Genomic DNA, 20,093 nt, shown 5'->3' on the forward strand with positions numbered 1-20,093 from the left:
GCTTGCACCTCGACGCCTCGGCCCGCCGAGGCGTCGTCGTTTTCTGCATAAGGGTCTTCGGATAAAGGAGTGGCCATGTACATCCAGATTCTCGGTTCCGCCGCTGGCGGTGGGTTCCCCCAATGGAACTGCAACTGCGTCAACTGCAAGGGCTTTCGCGATGGCAGCCTGCGCGCCACGGCACGCACCCAGTCCTCGATCGCCTTGTCCGACGACGGTGAGCACTGGATCCTGTGCAACGCCTCGCCCGACATCCGCGCCCAGTTGCAGGCCTTCGCGCCGATGCAACCGGCCCGCGCCCTGCGTGATACCGGCATCGATGCGATCGTGTTGCTCGACAGCCAGATCGACCACACCACCGGCCTGCTCAGCCTGCGCGAAGGCTGCCCGCACAAGGTCTGGTGCACCGACATGGTCCACCAGGACCTGACCACCGGCTTCCCGCTGTTCAACATGCTCAGCCACTGGAACGGTGGCCTGCAGTGGAACCGCATCGAACTCGAAGGCAGCTTCGTCATCGACGCCTGCCCCAACCTCAGGTTCACACCCTTCCCGCTGCGCAGCGCCGCGCCGCCCTACTCGCCGCACCGTTTCGACCCGCACCCGGGCGACAACCTCGGCCTGCTGGTCGAGGACACACGCACCGGCGGCAAGCTGTTCTATGCCCCGGGCCTGGGCCAGGTCGACGACAAGCTGCTGGCGATGATGCACGGCGCCGACTGCCTGCTGGTCGACGGCACCCTGTGGGAAGACGACGAGATGCAGCGCCGTGGTGTCGGCACCCGCACCGGTCGCGAGATGGGCCACCTGGCACAGAACGGCCCCGGCGGCATGCTCGAAGTGCTCGATGGCTTCCCACGCCAGCGCAAGGTGCTCATCCACATCAACAACACCAACCCGATCCTCGATGAAGACTCCGCCGAACGTGCCGAGGTCCAGCGCCGTGGCGTTGAAGTGGCCTACGATGGCATGAGTATCGAGTTGTAGGAGGCCCGATGAGCGAAGCATTGCCGATGTCCCCTGCCGAATTCGAGCAGGCCCTGCGCGCCAAGGGCGCCTACTACCACATCCATCACCCCTACCACGTGGCGATGTATGAAGGCCGCGCCAGTCGCGAGCAGATCCAGGGTTGGGTGGCCAACCGTTTCTACTACCAGGTCAACATCCCGATGAAGGATGCCGCGATCCTGGCCAACTGTCCCGACCGCGAGATCCGCCGCGAGTGGATCCAGCGCCTGCTCGACCACGACGGCGCGCCCGGCGAGGACGGCGGCATCGAGGCCTGGCTGCGCCTGGGCCAGGCTGTTGGCCTGGACCCAGACCAAGTGCGCTCCCAGGAGCTGGTGCTGCCAGGCGTGCGCTTCGCCGTCGATGCCTATGTCAACTTCGCCCGCCGCGCCAGTTGGCAGGAAGCCGCCAGCAGCTCGCTGACCGAGCTGTTCGCGCCGCAGATCCACCAATCGCGCCTGGACAGCTGGCCGCAGCACTACCCGTGGATCGACCCGGCCGGCTACGAATACTTCCGCACCCGCCTGGGCCAGGCCCGACGCGACGTGGAGCACGGCCTGGCGATTACCCTGCAGCACTACACCACCCGGGCCGGCCAGGAGCGTATGCTGGAGATCCTGCAGTTCAAGCTGGATATCCTGTGGAGCATGCTCGACGCCATGAGCATGGCCTATGAACTGAACCGCCCGCCCTACCACAGCGTCACCGGCGAGCGCGTCTGGCACAAGGGGATCGCCCTGTGAGTTTCGACCGTAACCAAGTACCGGCCTGGCGCCCAGGCTATCGTTTCCAGTACGAGCCAGCGCAGCAGGGCCACGTTCTGCTGTACCCCGAAGGCATGATCAAGCTCAACGACAGCGCCGGCCTGATCGGCGGGTTGGTCGATGGCCAGCGCAGCGTCGCTGCCATCATCGCCGAGCTCACCGAGCAATTCCCCGATGTGCCCGAGGTCGCCGACGACATCGAGCAGTTCATGGAGGTGGCCCGTGCCGAACACTGGATCACCCTCGCCTGAGGTCCCGGTCGGCCTGCCGCTGTGGCTGCTGGCCGAGCTGACCTACCGCTGCCCGCTGCAGTGCCCATACTGTTCCAACCCGCTGGATTTCGCCCAGCAAGGCAAGGAACTGGACACCGCGCAGTGGTTCAAGGTGATGGCCGAAGCGCGTGAAATGGGCGCGGCTCAGATCGGTTTTTCCGGGGGCGAGCCATTGGTGCGCCAGGATCTTGCCGAACTGATCGGCGAAGCCCGCAGGCTGGGCTACTACACCAACCTGATCACCTCCGGCATCGGCCTCACCGAGCAGCGCATCGCCGCGTTCAAGCAAGCCGGCCTCGACCATATCCAGATCAGCTTCCAGGCCAGCGACGAGCAGGTCAACAACCTGCTGGCCGGCTCGAAGAAGGCCTTCGCGCAGAAGCTGGAGATGGCCCGGGCGGTGAAGGCCCACGGCTACCCGATGGTGCTCAACTTCGTCACCCATCGGCACAACATCGACAAGATCGACCGCATCATCGAGCTGTGCATCGCCCTCGAGGCGGACTTCGTCGAGCTCGCCACCTGCCAGTTCTACGGCTGGGCCCACCTCAACCGCCTGGGCTTGCTGCCAACCCGTGAACAACTGGAGCGGGCCGAGCGCATCACCAACGAATACCGCGACAAGCTCAAGGCCGAAGGCAACCCCTGCAAGCTGATCTTCGTCACCCCCGATTACTACGAGGAGCGCCCCAAGGCCTGCATGAACGGCTGGGGCAGCCTGTTCCTCACCATCACCCCGGACGGCACCGCCCTGCCCTGCCATGGCGCCCGCCAGCTGCCGGTGCAGTTCCCCAACGTGCGCGACCACGACCTGCGGCATATCTGGTACGACTCGTTCGGCTTCAACCGTTTCCGCGGCTACGACTGGATGCCCGAGCCCTGCCGCTCGTGCGACGAGAAGGAAAAGGACTTCGGCGGCTGCCGCTGCCAGGCCTTCATGCTCACCGGCGATGCCAGCAAGGCCGACCCGGTATGCGCCAAGTCGGCCGACCACGGCATCATCCTCAAGGCTCGCGAGGAAGCGCAAACCGCGCAACTCGCCATTGAACAGATGACCTTCCGCAATGAACGAAACTCCCGCGTCATCGCCCGCGGCTGAATTCACTGCCGAGCAGGCCGTGGCCGCCGGTACCGACTTCGCCGAACTCAAGGTCGGCCCGGACGGCTTGTTCTGGGTCGAGTTCCGCCCGGCCGACGGCGCCTGCCGCATCTGGCACTGGCTCTACCACCAGGCACGCTGCCTGACGCCCGCGGGCTTCAGCGTGCGTAGCCGGGTGTACGAGTATGGCGGTGGCAGCTTCTGCCTGGGCGGCGACGGGGTGCTGTTCGTCAACGAGCAGGACCAGCAGGTCTACAGCCAGGCGCTCGATGGCTCGACGCCCCAGGCGCTGACCGCAGCCAGCGATTGCCGCTACGGTGACCTGCAGTGGCACGCTGGCGTGGTACTGGCGGTCGAGGAGCAACACGCAGCACAGGTCGAGCACCGGCTGGTGGCCCTGAGCGACGGCCGCCGCGAAGTGCTCGCCGAAGGTGCCGACTTCTACGCCTCGCCCACCTTGAGCGCCGATGGTCGGCGCCTGGCCTGGATCGAGTGGGACCGCCCGGCCCAGCCCTGGACCGTAACCCGCCTGATGTGCCGCGAGCGCCAGGCCGATGGCTGGGGCCCGGTGCGGTGCGTGGCCGGCACCGACGAATCACTGCAGCAGCCGCGCTTCGATGCCGACGGCCGCTTGTACTGCCTGTCCGATCGCAACGGCCACTGGCAACCCTGGGGCGAGCAGGACGGACGCTGGCAGGGGCTACCGGCGAGCGCCGCCGACCATGCGGCCGCGCCCTGGCAGCTGGGCGCCAGCACCTGGCTGGCCCTGGGCCCGGACCGCTACCTCGCGACCTGGTTCGACAACGGCTTCGGCCAGTTGGGCCGGTATGACGAAAGCGGCGCAACCGAGCGCTACGCCAGCGCCTACAGCCGCTTTCGCAGCCTGGCGCTGGACGATGAACAGATATACGCCATCGCCGCCTCACCGATCAGCCCGCCGGCGGTAATCGCCATCGACCGGCGCAGCCACGAGGTGCAGATCCTCGCCGGCGGCGCCGACGTGCTCCCGGTCGAGCGCATCAGCCAGCCGCAGGCGATCAGCTACCCCAGCGGCGAGGGCCAGGCCCATGGCTTCTTCTACGCCGCCCAGGGCGGAAAAGGCCCGGCACCACTGGTGGTGTTCATCCATGGCGGCCCGACCTCGGCCTGCTACCCGGTGCTGGACCCACGCATCCAGTACTGGACCCAACGCGGCTTCGCCGTCGCCGACCTGAACTACCGCGGCAGCACCGGCTATGGCCGGGCGTATCGGCAGGCACTGCACCTGCGCTGGGGCGAAAGCGATGTGCAGGACGCCTGCGCGGCGGTCGAGCACCTGGCCGGGCGTGGCCTGATAGACCGCGACAAGGCATTCATCCGCGGCGGCAGCGCCGGCGGCTACACCACCCTCTGCGCCCTCGCCTTCCATGACGCGTTCCGCGCTGGCGCCAGCCTGTATGGGGTAAGCGATCCAATCGCCCTGGGCCGGGCCACGCACAAGTTCGAAGGCGACTACCTGGACTGGCTGATCGGCGACCCGCTACGCGATGCCGAACGCTACCGTCAACGCACGCCTCTGCTGCATGCCTCGCAGATCACGGTGCCGGTGATCTTCTTCCAGGGCGAATTGGACGCGGTGGTGGTGCCGGAGCAGACGCGCTCGATGCTGGCGGCCCTGCAGGCCAATGGCATCGAGGCCGAAGGACATTTCTATGCTGGCGAGCGGCATGGGTTCCGCAACGCTGCGAATCTGGCGCATGCGCTGGAGCAAGAGTGGAGGTTTTATTGCCGGGTGTTGAAGCGATGACCCGCGGGGCCGCGTTGCGGCCCCGGCATTCTCAGCGCTTGGCGATGATGTACACCGCATGCACGATCCCCGGGATATACCCCAGCAGCGTCAGCAGGATATTCAACCAGAACGCCCCACCGAAGCCGACCTGGAGAAACACCCCGAGCGGCGGCAGGATAATGGCGATGATGATACGAATGAAGTCCATGGTGGTCTCTCCTTGAGGGGTTTGAACAGAGACTAGCCGCACCCGCCAGAGGTTCCACCGCTTGCACGCCACACAAAAAAATGCCCCGAGCCAATTCGATCGGCCCAGGGCGGTGCGCAGAAACGCAAGACGGTTCGGTTCGATTCGGATCAGGCCGGGACTTCCCGGCGGTTGTGCTGGCTGGCGTGCAAGCGGGCGAAGGCTCGGGCCAGGCGCAGCAGCATTTCGTCGATGTTGCCCCGGCTCACGGTGAGGGCTGGCGAGAAGCGCAGCACATCCGCTTGCGGGGCGTTGAGCAGCAAGCCCTCATGCAAGGCCGCCTGGACCAGCTCCTGGGCGATGCTCTCGCGTAGTTGCAGTGCCCACAGCAAGCCCTGCCCACGCACCTCACCCTGGCCATAACGGCCGGCCAGGCGCGCCAGGCCTTCACGCAGATGGCGGCCGCTGTCCTGCACCTGCTCGAAGAAACCAGCTTCCAGCACGGTGTCGAGTACGGCCAACCCGGCCGCGCTCATCAGGGCATTGCCATGGTGGCTGCCTTCCAGCTCGCCCGGCTCGGCGCAGCAAGCGCTGCCACGGGCCAGCAGGGCGGCCAGCGGCACTCCGCCACCCAGGCCTTTACCCAGGGTGATGATGTCGGCGCGCACGCCGTAGGTCTGCTCGGCGAGCAAGGCACCACAGCGGCCGATGCCGGTCTGCACTTCGTCGAGGATCAACAGGATGCCCAGTTCACGGCACAGCGTCTCCACACCCTTGAGGTACTCACGGGTGGCGGGGATCACCCCGGCCTCGCCCTGTATCGGCTCGAGCATGATCGCCACGGTGCGCGAATCGACCTGCGCATGCAGCGCCGCCAGGTCGTTGAACGGCACCTTGCTGAAGCCTGGCAGGCCAGGTTCGCAGCGGTTGCATGGCAGCGGGTCGGAGGCCGACAGCGCGCCCAGGCTACGGCCATGGCAGGCATGACTGGCGGTGATGATGTGATAGGCGCCGTTGCGGTGCAGCTGGCCCCACTTGCGTGCCAGCTTGATCGCCCCTTCGCAGGCTTCGGCGCCACTGTTGAGCAGGTAGGCCTGGTCGCTGCCGGTGCTCTGGCACAGGCGGTCGACCAGTGCCAGCAAACCGCGGCTGTGGTAGCCCGCGCCGGGGTTGATCAGTGCCTGGGCCTGGTTGCCGAGCGCCTTGGCCAGCGCGCTGGGGCTGTGGCCCAGGCTGTTGACCGCGCCACCCTGGGTGAAATCCAGATAGGCGTGGCCTTGGTCATCCCACAGCCACGAGCCCTGGCCACGCACGAACACCTGCGAGGCGCGCTCGCTGCTGCCCGGCATCAGGCGCTCGCGCGACAACTGCGGGGCATCCGCCTGGGTGACCGGCGCACACTTGGGCTCGGCGACGGCGGCAGGAGCCGATCGGCGCAGGTTGAACAGGTTCATGGGGGCTCCAACCAATCACGGTAACGGGCATTCGGGGCCTGGTCTTGATGCCGGCGCTCGATAATTTTGCCCTGCCTATCAAAAGTGTTTCTCAGCAGCGGTAACAATCAGCCGCTGTCGCGCTGTAACCCGCTGCTATACGGCGATAGACTAGGCTTCCGAGGCGCTTGCGACCATTCCGTTTTTCCAGCTTTTTCGATAAGTATTTCTTATGGATTTTCGCCAACTGCGTTATTTCGTCGCGGTCTATGAAGAAGGCCATGTCGGCCGTGCCGCCGAGCGCCTGTCGCTCTCCCAGCCGGCACTGTCACAGCAGATCCGCCAGCTCGAGCACAGCCTCGACCTGAGCCTGTTCGAGCGCAGCAACAAGCGCTTGCTGCCGACGCTGGCCGCCCACACCTTGTACAACCATGCCCAACCACTGCTCGATGGCTTGCAGCGCGCCCACGACGCCATGCGCAACTTCAAGGGGCAATCGGTACGCACCCTGGCCATCGGCGTGCTGCAGACCGTGCGCCCGGGCCTGGTGCCACAATTGCTCGAACGCGTGCGCAAGGCGCAACCGCATCTGGTGGTGCAGATCTACGAACTGTCGGGGCTGGAGATCGAACGGCGCCTGCTCAACGGCAGCCTGGACATCGGCATCAGCTACCTGCCGCCGCGCCAGCCGGGGCTGCACGGCCTGCTGTTGTACGAAGATGAGTTGCAATTGGTGATCCCGGACACCCATCCACTGAAGGATTTCAAGAAAGTGTCCATCCGCCAGGCGGCAGAACTGCCGATGCTGATGCTCGGCGAGGAGTTCCAGATACGCCAGATCTGGAAGGAACAACTGGCCAACCAGGGGCGTCGGCCGCAGGTGCAGGCGGAGATGAACAACATGGCCGGCATTCTCGACAGCCTGTCGCATACCGCGCTGGCGACCATCCTGCCTGGCCGCGCCAAGGAGGCCGCCGAGGATGACCAGGGCTTGCTGTGGAAGCCGCTGAGCGAGCCGCGGGTGCCGCTCAAGGTCGGCCTGGTGTACCGCGATGCCCAGCGCCAGCAGGCATCGGTTGAGCTGCTGCGGACCTTGCTGGAAGAAGAGGTGCACGGCTGAAAAACACGCACACAAAGAAAACCCCGCCGAAGCGGGGTTTTCCAGACTGTTTCCCTATGACATCCCTATCGCCCCACCTTCCTGGCAGGCATCCTTCGTTGTCCCTGTTCTGTCCTTTGCGCTTCCTGCGCAACGTCCATGTAAGAAAGATTAACCGTGGATCCAATCTCAGAACAGTGGCGAATAGTCACCACGTCACGTAAGAGAAAGCTTACAAAGATCCGCCAAACCCTCAGAACTGCTCGGCATCCAGCAGGAACAACGACTCACTGCCGGCCTTCACCGATGCCACCAGCGAGTCGACCCGCGGCAGCAGGCGGGCGAAGTAGAAGCGCGCCGTGCCCAGCTTGGCCGAGTAGAACGCCTGGTCACCCTCGCCCTGCTCGGCGGTACGCGCCATCAACGCCCACATGTAGGCATATGCCACGTAGCCGAAGGCATGCAGGTATTCCACCGACGCCGCACCGATCTCGTTCGGGTTGCCCTTGGCCTGGTCCAGCAGCCACTCGGTGAGGCCGTCGAGCTGGTCGAGGGCGGCTGCCAGCGGCCGGGTGAACTCGCCGGTTTCACTGCCCGCGTTGGCGATGAACTGGCGAATCTCATCGGAGAACAGGCGGTAGTACGCACCACCGCTGGCCACCACCTTGCGGCCCACCAGGTCCAGCGCCTGGATGCCGTTGGTGCCTTCGTAGATCTGCGTGATGCGCACGTCGCGCACCAGTTGTTCCTGGCCCCACTCGCGGATGTAGCCATGGCCGCCGAACACCTGCTGGCCGTGCACCGCGCACTCCAGGCCAAGGTCGGTGAGAAACGCCTTGGCCACTGGCGTCAGCAACGCCACCAACTCCTCGCTGCGCTTGCGGGCGACCGCGTCTTCGTTGTACTTGGCGCTGTCGAGCTGCATCGCCACGTAGGTGGAAAACGCCCGGCCGCCCTCGATCAACGCCTTCATGGTCAGCAGCATGCGGCGTACGTCGGGGTGGACGATGATCGGGTCGGCGACCTTGTCCTTGGCTTGCGGGCCAGTGGGCGAGCGGCTTTGCAGGCGATCGCGGGCGTATTCCACGGCGTTCTGGTAGGAGCGCTCGGCCGAGGCCAGGCCCTGGATGCCGACCCCCAGGCGCTCGTAGTTCATCATGGTGAACATGGCGGCCAGGCCCTTGTTCGGTTCCCCGACGATATAGCCCACCGCCTCGTCGAAGTTCATCACGCAGGTCGCCGAGGCCTGGATGCCCATCTTGTGCTCGATCGAGCCGCAGGTCGCGGGGTTGCGTGCGCCCAGGCTGCCATCGGCGTTGACCAGGAACTTCGGCACCAGGAACAGCGAGATGCCCTTGGGCCCGGCTGGCGCGTCCGGCAACTTGGCCAGCACCAGGTGGATGATGTTCTCGGTCAGATCGTGCTCGCCGCCGGTGATGAAGATCTTGGTGCCGCTGACCTTGTAGCTGCCATCGGCCTGGGGTTCGGCCTTGGTGCGTATGATGCCCAGGTCGGTACCGGCATGGGGCTCGGTCAGGCACATGGAGCCGGCCCAGACACCGGCATACATGTTCGGCAGGTACTGCTGCTTGAGCGCTTCGCTGGCATGGGCGTTGATCGACAGGCAGGCCCCAGCGGTCAGCATCGGGTACAGGCCGAACGCCAGGCTGGAGGCGTTGACCATTTCCTCGACCTGGGCCGAGATGGTCTTGGGCATGCCCATGCCGCCGAACAGCGGGTCACCGCCCACCCCTACCCAGCCACCTTCGGCATAGGTGTTGTAGGCGTCGATGAAGCCTGCCGGTGTGCGTACGGCGCCGTTGTCCCAATGGCAGCCCTCTTCGTCGGCGGCGCGACTGAGCGGGGCGATGGAGCGCGCGGTGACCTTGCCGGCCTCTTCCAGCACGGCCATGGCGGTGTCGGCGTCCACGGCCTCGGCCAGCGCGGGCAGTTGCGCCCACTGCTCGGCCACGTTGAAGACTTCATTCAGAACGAAGCGCATGTCGCGCAGGGGCGCTTTATAGTCAGCCATGACAACCTCTCGCTGGTGGGGTCGGGCGGTTCGGGCAACCGCAGCACGGATTTGATCCCAGTGTAACCGACAAACTTTTACGAGACATAGGGTCATTACAAGACCGTAAAGTCATTTTCGGTCACGCCATGCGGACCGCTCCGCGCAGCGATTGCTGGCCGTGGATCATGGTGCAGTTACGCCCCGCACCCTTGGCGGCGTACAAGGCCTGGTCAGCGGACTTGAGCACTTCTTCCGGGTTGCGGTGATCTGCCAGGCGCTCGGCCACGCCGATGCTGATGGTGACCGAGACCGTACCGTTGCCATTGCTGCTGCGCCGCTGGCGCCCGGTCGTGTCGTCCTGGGGGCGGTTGCTCTGGTCGCGCAGCTGCATGACGTAGTTGGCGATCATCTCGCGCACTGCCTCCAGGTGCGGCAGGCATTCCTCGGCGGTCTTGCCGGCGAACACCAGGGCGAACTCCTCGCCGCCGTAACGGTAGGCACGCCCGCCACCGGTGACCTTACCCAGACGGCTGGCGACCAGGCGCAGCACCTGGTCGCCGACATCGTGACCATGGGTGTCGTTGAATTTCTTGAAGTGGTCGACGTCGGTCATGGCGATCACGTAGTTACGCCCCAGGCGCTGCATGCGCTCGTTCAGCGCGCGGCGGCCCGGCAGGCCGGTCAACTCGTCGCGGAAGGCCATCTGGTAAGCCTCGTGGGACACCGCCGCAGCGATCATCAGCATGACCTGGCTGCACATGATGTTCAGGGTGAACGGCAGGATGAAGGTCTTGGGCAGCATCCAGAAGATGCCGATCAGGCCGATCAGCTGCGCCGCGTGCAACGGCCGCGGCTCACGCAGGTATTGCACCACCAGCAAGACGAACACCACCAGGAACAGCGGGTAGACCATCTGGATCAGGCTCATCCACTGCCCATGCAGTGCCGGCCAGCGAATCTCTGCCAGCCACGCCAGCAGGGCGTCCGGAAAGCTCTGCTCCAGGGCCAGGGCCACGCTGCCCACGGCGAACAGCACGGCGAACCGTGCCAGCAGGTCCTGGGCCAGGTGGGTGCGTTCCTGCCAGGCGCCAAACAGGCCATACAACGCCGGCAGCAGCAGGCACACCAGATGGAAGATCACCGCCGCGTCCTCGCGGACCCGGCCATTGTCACGGTAGAAATCGGTCTGGGTATCGAGCAGGAAGTAGGCGATGTACACCGTGACCATCAGAAACAGCTCGCGCTGGCGGCGATATACCGCGCAATAGGCGCCGCCCAGCAGCAGCACCAGCGTCGGCAGGACGTTGAACAGGGAGGTGAAGAAGGTGCTCAGGTCCCTTACGTAGGCCGCTGCAAGCCCCGACAGCAATAGCAACAGCGAGGGCAGAAAATGGCTCGCTCGAACAGCGTTTAGACGAAACAAGGGAATCTCCAACCCGGCAGATCAATAATGGCATTGTGCCCTTACTTCATCGGCAGCACACGTGAATAGATGAATACGTTGCTGGGTTAACGGCAGCGAGAGGGGTGGGCTTGAGGTTTTTCTGCACGACCCATGGCGATGGCACACCCTAGAAATGCAAAAACCCGCCTGCCAATAAAGGCAGGCGGGTTTCGCAAAACAGCTGAAACGTTTAGATGGAAAGGCCGAAGTCCTCTTCCTTCATCGCCATCAGGTTGCCCGCGCCCGACAGCATCGCCGCCACATGGGTACGGGTACGCGGCAGAATGCGCTGGAAGTAGAAGCGCGCAGTCTGCAGCTTGGCAGTGTAGAACGCCTCCTCGCTGGTGCCGGCGGCGAGCTTCTCGGCGGCCAGGCGGGCGATGTCGGCCCAGAAGTAGGCCAGGCAGGCATAACCGGAGTACATGAGGTAATCCACCGAAGCCGCACCCACTTCCTCGCGGTCCTTCATGGCGGCCATGCCCACTTTCATGGTCAGCTCACCCCATTCCTTGTTCAGCGCCGCCAGCGGCTCGACGAACTCCTTGACCGCCTCGACGCCTTCCTGGGCCTGGCAGAACTTGTGCACGATCTTGGTGAAGCCCTTGAGCGCCTCGCCCTGGGTCATCAGCACCTTGCGCCCGAGCAGGTCGAGGGCCTGGATACCGGTGGTGCCTTCGTACAGCATGGAGATACGGCTGTCGCGCACATTCTGCTCCATGCCCCACTCGGCGATGAAGCCGTGGCCGCCGTAGATCTGCACGCCGTGGTTGGCCGACTCGAAGCCCACCTCGGTCATGAACGCCTTGGCGATCGGGGTCATGAAGGCCAGCAACGCGTCGGCTTTCTTGCGTTCTTCTTCGTCCTGGCTGTACTTGACGATGTCGACCTGCTTGGCCGTGAAGTAGACCATGGCGCGGTTGCCTTCGGCGAACGCCTTCATGGTCAGCAGCATGCGCCGTACGTCCGGGTGGACGATGATCGGGTCAGCGGCTTTTTCAGGGGCCTTGGGGCCGGTCAGCGAACGCATCTGCAGGCGCTCGCGGGCGTACTTCAGGCCACCCTGGAAGGCCACTTCGGCATGGGCCAGGCCCTGCAGGGCGGTGCCCAGGCGCGCAGTGTTCATGAACGTGAACATGCAGTTCAGGCCTTTGTTGGCCGGGCCGATCAGGAAGCCGGTGGCACCGTCGAAGTTCATCACGCAGGTGGCGTTGCCGTGGATGCCCATCTTGTGCTCGAGCGAACCGCAGCTGACGGCGTTGCGCTCACCGACGCCGCCTTCGGCGTTGGGCAGGAATTTCGGCACGATGAACAGCGAGATACCCTTGGTACCGGCAGGTGCATCCGGCAGGCGGGCCAGGACGATGTGCACGATGTTGTCGGCCATGTCGTGCTCACCGGCCGAGATGAAGATCTTGGTTCCGGAAACCTTGTAGGAGCCGTCTGCCTGAGGCTCGGCCTTGGTGCGCAGCATGCCCAGGTCGGTTCCGCAGTGGGGTTCGGTCAGGCACATGGTGCCGGTCCACTCGCCGGTCACCAGCTTGCTCAGGTAGGTGTTCTGCTGCTCGGCGGTGCCATGGGCCGACAAGGTGTTCATCGCGCCATGGGACAGGCCTGGGTACATGCCCCACGACCAGTTCGCCTCACCGACCATCTCGCTGATGGCCAGGCCCAGCGATTCCGGCAGGCCCTGGCCGCCGTGCTCGACATCGTGGGCCAGGCTCGGCCAGCCACCTTCGACGAACTGCTGGTAGGCCTGCTTGAAGCCGGTTGGCGTGGTGACGCCCGACTCGCTCCAGGTGCAGCCTTCGAGATCGCCGACACGGTTCAGCGGCGCCAGCACCTGCTCGCAGAACTTCGCACCTTCTTCGAGGATCGCGTCGACCATGTCTGGCGTGGCGTCCTGGCAACCCGGCAGGCTCTGATAGTGCGCCTCATAGCCGAGCAGCTCGTCGCGAACGAAGCGAATATCACGCAAGGGGGCTTTGTAATCAGGCATTGCGATGAACCTCTGTAATGAGTCCGGTGGGGAGACCGCAGGTACCGAACAGCGCTTGCCGGCTTTCGGTCAAACAGTTGTTTGAAACTTACGTTTAGCTCCGTGCGATGTCAAGCCGGGACGATGGTGCCATTTATGCCGGGGAAGATGTCATTGTTGCCATCGGCTGGAGAAACACCGTGAAACGACTGTAGGAGCGGGTTTACCCGCGAATGGGCCCTCCCAGACAAACAGTGGTGTCTGAACTGACGCATTCGCGGGTGAACCCGCTCCTACAGGGGGGCGCGATGATTTTTAAGATCAGGCGTAGGTATCGATGAACTGGCCGAGCATTTCGTCGGAGGCCTTGGCGACGTTCACGCCGGCTTCGACCTGCTGCTTGCCCAGGGCCATTTGCACCATGTCGGTGGCCAGGTCCAGCTGCTGGCTGCGGTCGACCGAACGCAGGCGCTCGGCCTGATAGTCGCTGGATTGGCTGGTGGCGGAGCGCTCGACCGTGGTGTTGGCGATGTTGCTGGCCGCCTGGTCGACGCGCTGCTGGCCATTCTGGATGGCGCTGAGGCCGGCGTAGTAGGCAGTGCTGCCGGTGATTTCCATGTCAGGACTCCAATGACGCTGGATGTGAACAATGGCAATTAAAGCAGCCTGCGGATGAAAAGGCTTGTTTAAAACCCTAATGGCTCAGTGCCAGCTGATAGGGTGTGGGTATTCCTGTCGCGGCCCTTTCGCGGGTAAACCCGCTCCTACAGGAGCTTCGCAGGCTCTGTAGGAGCGGGTTTACCCGCGAAAGGGCCCGTACAGGAACCCGCTAATCCAGCAGGTCCAACTGCAAATGCTCGGCCACCGAATCGGCACTGGCCTGCTTGAGCTTGGGCACCCGCCCCAGGCAAGGCGCCGGGAGGCGTTCGGCCAGGCTGGCGAGGTTCTCTTCCAGCCGTGAGGTACGCGGCTCGATGATGTTCGCCACCCACCCGGCCAACTGCAGCCCATCCCGCTCGATCGCCTCGGCGCTCAGCAGGGCATGGCTGATACATCCCAGACGAACCCCCACCACCAGGATCACCGGCAGCTGCAAGGCAACCGCCAGGTCGGACAGGTTCTCCAGCCCCGACAACGGCACCCGCCAGCCTCCGGCCCCCTCGATCAAGGTGAACTCGGCATTTTGTTGCAGCACGTTGCGCATCGCCGCCAACAAGGCTGGCACGGCAAGTGTCACCCCGGCCTCGCGCGCCGCCACGTGCGGCGCAATGGCGGGCTCGAAGGCAAACGGGTTGACCTGCTCGTAGGGCAGCTTGATCGAACTTTCATCGATCAGCGCCTGGGCATCGCTGTTGCGCAGCCCTTTGGCCGTCATCGTGCAACCCGAAGCCACCGGCTTGGCACCCAGGGTACTCAAGCCCTGCAAACGCGCCGCATGCAGCAGCCCGGCGGCGATGGTGGTCTTGCCGACATCGGTATCGGTGCCGGCGATGAAATAGGCTTTTCTCATCTCGCTCCCCTTACGCCTGTGGCTTGCGCAACACACCATAGACCACCTGGTAGGTGGCCGGCAGCCCTTGCGCCTGGCGAAACGCCTCATATGCCTGCAGCAGCCCCTGCATGCGGGCACGCCCGGTGAGCCCGGAGGGCCGGCCCGGGTTGAGGTTGTGCGCGCCCAGGGCTTTCAGTTCGTGGGTCAGGCTGCGCACGTCCGGGTAATACAGCACATGCGCGCGCCGCTGCAGCTCGAGCTGTTCCAGGCCACTGGTGGCGCACAGCTGCTGGTAGTCCTCGAAGCGGCGAAAACGGTTGACGTGCACCAGCCCGTCCACTGCTTGCCAACTGGCCCGCAGCTCGTCGAGGGTGCCAACGCACAAGCTGCTGAACGCCAGCACACCACCAGGGCGCAGGACCCGTCGGGCTTCGGCCAGCACGCTGGCGAACTGGCTGCACCATTGCACGGCCAAGCTGCTGAACACCAGGTCGACACTGCCATCGCGCAGCGGCAGGCGCTCGGCATCGCCCGCCACATGGTAGCGGGCGCCACCTCGCACGCCCCGGGCGTGACGCAGCATGCCTTCGGCGATGTCCACTGCCAGGCCACTGCCTTGCGTGAAACGCTGGGCCAACACCCGGCTGAAATGCCCCGTGCCACTGCCCAGGTCGAGCCAGCGGGACGGTTGCAGGTCTTCAGGCAATTGCCCGAGCAGGCTCACACCGACCGCGCGCTGCAAGGCCGCCACGCTGTCGTAGCTGCCCGCTGCGCGTGAAAAAGAAGCCGCCACCTGGCGCTTGTCCGGCAGGGTGCCGGGCAGGGTCGGACGGGAAAGGTCAGTCATCGCCACTCTCATGCAGGAAACTCTTGATACCCGTCGCCAGCTCCTGTGGGTATTCCAGCAGGAAGGCGTGGGAACTGTCTTCGACCAGGCCGACCTCGACATCTGGCAACAACTCGCTCAACGCCTTGGCGGCGTCGGGCGGCACCAACGCGTCGCTACCGGCGAACAGGTGCAGTTGCGGGCCGGCATAGCCCTCCAGTGCCGCCCGCGTGTCGAGCTTGGCCAGCACTTGCAGGCCGCTGGCCAGGTACAGCGGATCGGTGTCTGGCACCCCCACGCCCAGTTGCCGCAGCAAGGTGCGCGGCTGCTGCGCGCCATCGCTGCACAGGGTGCGGAAGCGCTTGAGGGTCACCGACGTGTGGCTGCGGCAACCATCGAGGAAGGTGCCGAAGGTGTCTTCGGCCATGCCGTACGGCCAGTCGGGCCGCGCCACGAAGCTGGGGTTGCTGGCCAGGGTCAGCAGGCCGCAGCAATGGTCGCCGCGCTTGCGCGCCAGTTCGCTGGCGAGCATGCCGCCGAACGACCAACCGCCCAGCCAGGCATCGGTTGGCAAACGGCGGTCGAGGTGGTCGACCCAGGCCTGCACGTCGGCCTCGGCCAGTTCCGGCAACGCTACCAGGTCGACCCGCAGGCGGGCGTCCTGGGCCCGCAGGCTCGCAGCCAGCGGCTCCAGGGAGGCAGTGCCCAGGCCCCAGCCGGGCAGAAGAATCACTCGGTTACGCATCGGCGGACTCCAACTGTGGATAGCACTCGGCCAATGCATTCAACAATAGCTGCACCTGCGCATCGCTGTGCGCGGCAGTCAGTGTGACGCGCAGCCGCGCACCGCCTGCGGGTACGGTCGGCGGGCGGATCGCGGTCACCAGCAGGCCGCGCTCGCGCAGCATCTGCGACAGGCGCAACGCCTGGGCGCTGCCGCCAATCAGGATTGGCTGGATCGGCGTGGGGCTGTCCATCAGTTGCAGGCCAATTTGCGAGGCACCCTCGCGGAACTGGCGTATCAGCGCGGCGAGGTGTTCGCGGCGCCAGCTTTCTGCGCGCAACAACTGCAGGCTTTTCAAGGTGGCGCAAGCGAGTGCCGGCGGCTGGCTGGTGGTGTAGATGTAGGGCCGGGCGAACTGCACCAGCGCCTCGATCAGTTCCTCGCTGCCCGCCACGAATGCACCTGCGGTGCCACACGCCTTGCCCAGGGTGCCGATCAGCACCGGCACCTGGTCCACACCCAAGCCGAAATGCTCGACGATGCCGCCACCGTGGGCGCCCAAGGTGCCCAGCCCATGGGCGTCGTCGACCATCATCCAGGCGCCGTGGGCCTGTGCCACCGTGGCCAGCGCCGGCAACTCGGCCAGGTCGCCGTCCATGCTGAACACACCATCGGTCACCACCAGGGTATTGCCGGTGGCCTTGGCCAGGCGGTTTTCCAGGCTGGCCGGGTCGTTATGCAGGTAGCGGCTGAAGCGCGCGCCGCTGAGCAACCCGCCGTCGAGCAGCGAGGCATGGTTGAGGCGGTCTTGCAGCACGGTGTCGCCCTGGCCCACCAGTGCGGTGATGGCGCCGAGGTTGGCCATGTAGCCGGTGGAGAACAGCAGCGCCCGCGGCCGCCCGGTCAACTCGGCCAGCGCCTCCTCGACCTCATGGTGCGGGGTGCTGTGGCCGATCACCAGGTGCGAGGCACCACCGCCCACGCCCCAGCGCTCGGCGCCGGCCTGCCAGGCGGCGATCACCTCGGGGTGGTTGGCCAGGCCCAGGTAGTCGTTGCTGCAGAAGGCCAACAGCGGCTGGCCGTCGACGACCACCTGCGGCCCCTGCGGGCTCTGCAGCAGCGGCCGCTGCCGGTACAGGTCTGCGGCGCGCCGTTCGGCCAGGCGCGCCGCCAGGTCGAAGGCCATGTCAGGCGCTGGCTGCGTCGTAGAACAGCTCGCTGCTGCGTTGCTCGACCAGGGCCTGCTCGATGGCGGCCTGGTGCACTTCGTCGGCGTGCTCTTCACGCGCCTCGGGCTTGATGCCAAGGCGGGCGAACAGCTGCATGTCCTTGTCGGCCTGCGGGTTGGCGGTGGTCAGCAGCTTCTCGCCATAGAAGATCGAGTTGGCCCCGGCCATGAACGCCAATGCCTGCATCTGCTCGTTCATCTGCTCGCGGCCGGCGGACAGGCGCACGTGGGACTTTGGCATGAGGATACGGGCCACCGCCAGCATGCGGATGAAGTCGAACGGGTCGACATCTTCTTCTTCGGCCAGCGGCGTGCCGGCGACCTTGACCAGCATGTTGATCGGCACCGACTCCGGGTGCTCGGGCAGGTTGGCCAGCTGGATCAGCAGGCCGGCGCGATCGTCCAGCGACTCGCCCATGCCGAGGATGCCGCCGGAGCAGATCTTCATCCCGGCATCGCGTACGTAGGCCAGGGTCTGCAGGCGTTCGCCGTAGGTGCGGGTGGTGATGATGCTGCCGTAGAACTCCGGCGAGGTATCGAGGTTGTGGTTGTAGTAGTCGAGCCCGGCCTGGGCCAGGGCGACGGTCTGCTCCTGGTCGAGCTTGCCGAGGGTCATGCAGGTTTCCAGGCCCAGGGCCTTGACCCCTTTGACCATCTCCAGCACGTAGGGCATGTCCTTGGCCGATGGGTGCTTCCAGGCTGCGCCCATGCAGAAGCGGGTCGAGCCGATGGCCTTGGCCCGGGCGGCCTCTTCCAGCACCTTCTGCACTTCCATCAGCTTCTGTTTTTCCAGCCCGGTGTTGTAGTGGCCGGACTGCGGACAATATTTGCAATCTTCCGGGCAGGCGCCGGTCTTGATCGACAGCAGCGTCGAGACCTGTACGCGGTTCGCGTCGAAGTGCGCGCGATGCACGGTCTGCGCCTGGAACAGCAGGTCGTTGAACGGTTGCTGGAACAGCGCCTTGACCTCGGCCAGGGACCAGTCGTGACATGTTGTTGCAGTTGTGCTGGCGCTCATCGGCGTTTCCTTTGTCTAGGCTGTAGCTGGCGCCGGTAGAGAAAGCCCGCCAGCGCATCACGGATAGCTCGCATAGTCATGGAAGGCCTATGAACTGTCAACCTAACCTTAAACGCCAGGTTTACAAGTGGATAAATATTAACCATCCATGCTTGCTCTGCGACGAATGTGCCGAGCAGCCCTACCCGCTCTGCGTCGCCTGCGAGCAGGAACTGCCCTGGTTGGATGAACACTGCCTGCGCTGCGCCTTGCCCCTGCCGATGGCCGGTTTGATCTGCGCCGAATGCAGCCGCCGACCACCTGCCTTCGACCAGGTCGTGGCGCCCTGGCACTATGGTTTTCCGCTGGATACCCTGATCAGCCGCTTCAAGCACGAAAGCCGCTGGCCGTTGGGGCGCTTGCTGGCCGAACTGCTCGGCCATGCGCTGCGCGACCGCTTCGCCGAAGGCTTGCCGCGCCCACAACTGCTGGTGCCCGTGCCATTGGCCAGGCGCAGGCTGCGCAAACGCGGTTTCAACCAGGCGGCGATGCTGGCGCACTGGCTGTCGAGCCAACTGTCGATCCGCTGCGAAGCGGGCGCGCTGATACGCACCCGCGATACCCCTGCGCAGCAGGGCCTGGATGCCAGGGGCCGGCAGGGCAACCTGCGCGAGGCGTTCGCCCTGGCGCCTGGCCACAGGCTGGTGGATGCGCACGTTGCCCTGGTCGACGACGTCATGACCACGGGGGCGACGGCCCGGGCCATTGCCGAAGTGCTGCGCCGGGCCGGAGCGCGTAGGGTCGATGTGTATTGCCTGGCGCGTACGGCCAAGCCTGGGCATGTATGATCCTTCATCGAACCCTTGACCCGTGTCGACCATGTCCCTGCCCAGCCTGCTTACCCAACATATCGCCCGACGCCCGCAGCGCATCGCCCTGCTCCAGCACATCGCCGAGCAAGGCTCGATCACCCGTGCCGCCAAAGCCGCCGGCATCAGCTACAAGGCCGCCTGGGACGCCATCGACGAGCTGAACAACCTCGCCAGCCGCCCCTTGGTGGAGCGCAGTACCGGTGGCCGCGGCGGCGGTGGCGCGCAGCTGTCGGCGGAGGGCGAGCGGGTGCTGCGCCTGTACCAGCGCTTGCAGTCCCTGCAAACGCTGATGCTCGAAGCCGCCGAAGAGTCTGCCGACCTCGATCTGCTTGGCCGCCTGATGCTGCGCACCAGCGCGCGCAACCAGTTGCAAGGCCAGGTCAGTGGCTTGCGCCGTGAAGGCCGGCATGATCGGGTGAGCCTGGCCTTGGCCGGAGGCGTGGAGATAGAGGCACTGATTACCCACGACAGCACTGCGCGCCTGGAGCTGACCCTGGGGACCACCGTGGTCGCCTTGCTCAAGGCCGGGTGGGTGCAGTTGCTGGGGGGTGGCGAACCGGCCGAGGCGGGAAGCAATGTGCTGGAGGCCACGGTCGAGCAGGTGTTGCCGGATGCCCAGGGGCCCAGCGAGGTGCGGCTGGAGTTGGGCAATGGGCAAACGTTGTGTGCGTTTGCCGAAGGGGAATGGCTGGTGGATCGGTCGATAGCCGAGGGAAGCCAGGTTCGCGCTCAGTTTCATCCGTCCTACGTGCTGCTGGGGGTGCCGGCGTAGGATGGCCGCGCGTTGCGCGGTTCGCGGGCGGTGCGCAGGCCTGTAGGAGCGGGTTTACCCGCGAATAGGCGAGGGTGTCAGAAATTTTGTGTTCGGGCATAACATGAGTAAGAGGTGCA

The 20,093-nt window shown here is 65.3% G+C and carries 19 protein-coding genes; 8 read left to right on the top strand and 11 right to left on the bottom strand.

What is annotated here, in order from left to right; genetic code table 11:
- Positions 1–75: 75 nt before the first annotated feature.
- The 5 genes from pqqB to IAE37_RS22905 are packed head-to-tail and all read left to right on the top strand — an operon-like array spanning position 76 to position 4,929.
- Complete coding sequence (gene pqqB / locus IAE37_RS22885) at positions 76–987, top strand: pyrroloquinoline quinone biosynthesis protein PqqB (RefSeq protein ID WP_201177222.1); 912 nt, start codon at positions 76–78, stop codon at positions 985–987.
- 8 nt (positions 988–995) lie between these two features.
- Positions 996–1,751, top strand: coding sequence for a pyrroloquinoline-quinone synthase PqqC (gene pqqC, locus IAE37_RS22890; RefSeq protein ID WP_201177224.1), 756 nt, complete (start codon positions 996–998; stop codon positions 1,749–1,751).
- Positions 1,748–2,023, top strand: coding sequence for a pyrroloquinoline quinone biosynthesis peptide chaperone PqqD (gene pqqD, locus IAE37_RS22895; protein ID WP_201177226.1), 276 nt, complete (start codon positions 1,748–1,750; stop codon positions 2,021–2,023). The genes pqqC and pqqD overlap by 4 nt, the downstream gene beginning before the upstream one ends.
- Complete coding sequence (pqqE, locus tag IAE37_RS22900) at positions 1,995–3,143, top strand: pyrroloquinoline quinone biosynthesis protein PqqE (protein ID WP_201177228.1); 1,149 nt, start codon at positions 1,995–1,997, stop codon at positions 3,141–3,143. The genes pqqD and pqqE overlap by 29 nt, the downstream gene beginning before the upstream one ends.
- On the top strand, positions 3,109–4,929 hold the full coding sequence (locus tag IAE37_RS22905) for a S9 family peptidase (protein WP_201177230.1): 1,821 nt from the start codon (positions 3,109–3,111) through the stop codon (positions 4,927–4,929). The genes pqqE and IAE37_RS22905 overlap by 35 nt, the downstream gene beginning before the upstream one ends.
- A 31-nt stretch (positions 4,930–4,960) precedes the next feature.
- On the opposite strand, the gene IAE37_RS22910 is transcribed toward IAE37_RS22905, so the two are convergent.
- Together IAE37_RS22910 and IAE37_RS22915 are read right to left on the bottom strand one after the other, a co-directional pair.
- The gene (locus tag IAE37_RS22910; protein WP_009681539.1) at positions 4,961–5,119 is read right to left on the bottom strand and encodes a YqaE/Pmp3 family membrane protein; all 159 of its coding nucleotides are present in this window, start codon (positions 5,117–5,119) and stop codon (positions 4,961–4,963) included.
- A 149-nt stretch (positions 5,120–5,268) separates the two neighbouring features.
- A complete protein-coding gene (locus tag IAE37_RS22915; RefSeq protein ID WP_201177231.1) occupies positions 5,269–6,552 on the bottom strand; it encodes an aspartate aminotransferase family protein in 1,284 nt (427 codons plus the stop codon).
- A 211-nt stretch (positions 6,553–6,763) separates the two neighbouring features.
- Here IAE37_RS22915 and IAE37_RS22920 point away from each other — a divergent pair, with 211 nt between their 5' ends.
- Positions 6,764–7,651, top strand: a complete 888-nt coding sequence (locus IAE37_RS22920) for a LysR family transcriptional regulator (RefSeq protein ID WP_201177232.1) — start codon at positions 6,764–6,766, stop codon at positions 7,649–7,651.
- Between the two features lie 232 nt (positions 7,652–7,883).
- Here IAE37_RS22920 and IAE37_RS22925 read toward each other — a convergent pair whose 3' ends face one another.
- From IAE37_RS22925 to bioB, 9 genes are all read right to left on the bottom strand, one after another.
- Positions 7,884–9,662, bottom strand: coding sequence for an acyl-CoA dehydrogenase C-terminal domain-containing protein (locus IAE37_RS22925; protein WP_201177233.1), 1,779 nt, complete (start codon positions 9,660–9,662; stop codon positions 7,884–7,886).
- 121 nt (positions 9,663–9,783) lie between these two features.
- Positions 9,784–11,067, bottom strand: coding sequence for a GGDEF domain-containing protein (locus IAE37_RS22930; RefSeq protein WP_201177234.1), 1,284 nt, complete (start codon positions 11,065–11,067; stop codon positions 9,784–9,786).
- A gap of 211 nt (positions 11,068–11,278) precedes the next feature.
- On the bottom strand, positions 11,279–13,084 hold the full coding sequence (locus IAE37_RS22935) for a phenylacyl-CoA dehydrogenase (RefSeq protein WP_201177235.1): 1,806 nt from the start codon (positions 13,082–13,084) through the stop codon (positions 11,279–11,281).
- 300 nt (positions 13,085–13,384) lie between these two features.
- Positions 13,385–13,681 (bottom strand): pyrroloquinoline quinone biosynthesis protein PqqE, encoded by a 297-nt coding sequence (locus tag IAE37_RS22940; RefSeq protein ID WP_201177236.1) that lies wholly within the window; start codon positions 13,679–13,681, stop codon positions 13,385–13,387.
- Positions 13,682–13,892: 211 nt separating this feature from the next.
- Positions 13,893–14,573, bottom strand: coding sequence for a dethiobiotin synthase (gene bioD / locus IAE37_RS22945; RefSeq protein WP_201177238.1), 681 nt, complete (start codon positions 14,571–14,573; stop codon positions 13,893–13,895).
- Positions 14,574–14,583: 10 nt separating this feature from the next.
- Positions 14,584–15,402, bottom strand: a complete 819-nt coding sequence (bioC, locus tag IAE37_RS22950) for a malonyl-ACP O-methyltransferase BioC (RefSeq protein ID WP_201177239.1) — start codon at positions 15,400–15,402, stop codon at positions 14,584–14,586.
- Positions 15,395–16,126 carry an alpha/beta fold hydrolase gene (locus IAE37_RS22955; protein WP_201177240.1) on the bottom strand — a complete coding sequence of 244 codons (732 nt, stop codon included), beginning with the start codon at positions 16,124–16,126 and terminating at the stop codon, positions 15,395–15,397. The genes bioC and IAE37_RS22955 overlap by 8 nt, the downstream gene beginning before the upstream one ends.
- The gene (gene bioF / locus IAE37_RS22960) at positions 16,119–17,291 is read right to left on the bottom strand and encodes an 8-amino-7-oxononanoate synthase (protein WP_201177241.1); all 1,173 of its coding nucleotides are present in this window, start codon (positions 17,289–17,291) and stop codon (positions 16,119–16,121) included. Before bioF ends, IAE37_RS22955 begins: the two co-directional genes overlap by 8 nt.
- A gap of 1 nt (position 17,292) precedes the next feature.
- Complete coding sequence (gene bioB / locus IAE37_RS22965; RefSeq protein WP_201177242.1) at positions 17,293–18,351, bottom strand: biotin synthase BioB; 1,059 nt, start codon at positions 18,349–18,351, stop codon at positions 17,293–17,295.
- A gap of 89 nt (positions 18,352–18,440) precedes the next feature.
- Between bioB and IAE37_RS22970 the strand changes: the two genes are divergently transcribed.
- Together IAE37_RS22970 and IAE37_RS22975 are read left to right on the top strand one after the other, a co-directional pair.
- Positions 18,441–19,178: a ComF family protein gene (locus IAE37_RS22970; RefSeq protein ID WP_201177243.1), complete on the top strand. Its 738-nt coding sequence runs from the start codon at positions 18,441–18,443 to the stop codon at positions 19,176–19,178.
- A gap of 31 nt (positions 19,179–19,209) precedes the next feature.
- Positions 19,210–19,974: a TOBE domain-containing protein gene (locus tag IAE37_RS22975; RefSeq protein ID WP_201177244.1), complete on the top strand. Its 765-nt coding sequence runs from the start codon at positions 19,210–19,212 to the stop codon at positions 19,972–19,974.
- The last annotated feature ends 119 nt before the right edge of the window (positions 19,975–20,093 follow it).

This window comes from Pseudomonas sp. S31 (genome assembly GCF_016648105.1).
Classification (GTDB): Bacteria; Pseudomonadota; Gammaproteobacteria; order Pseudomonadales; family Pseudomonadaceae; genus Aquipseudomonas.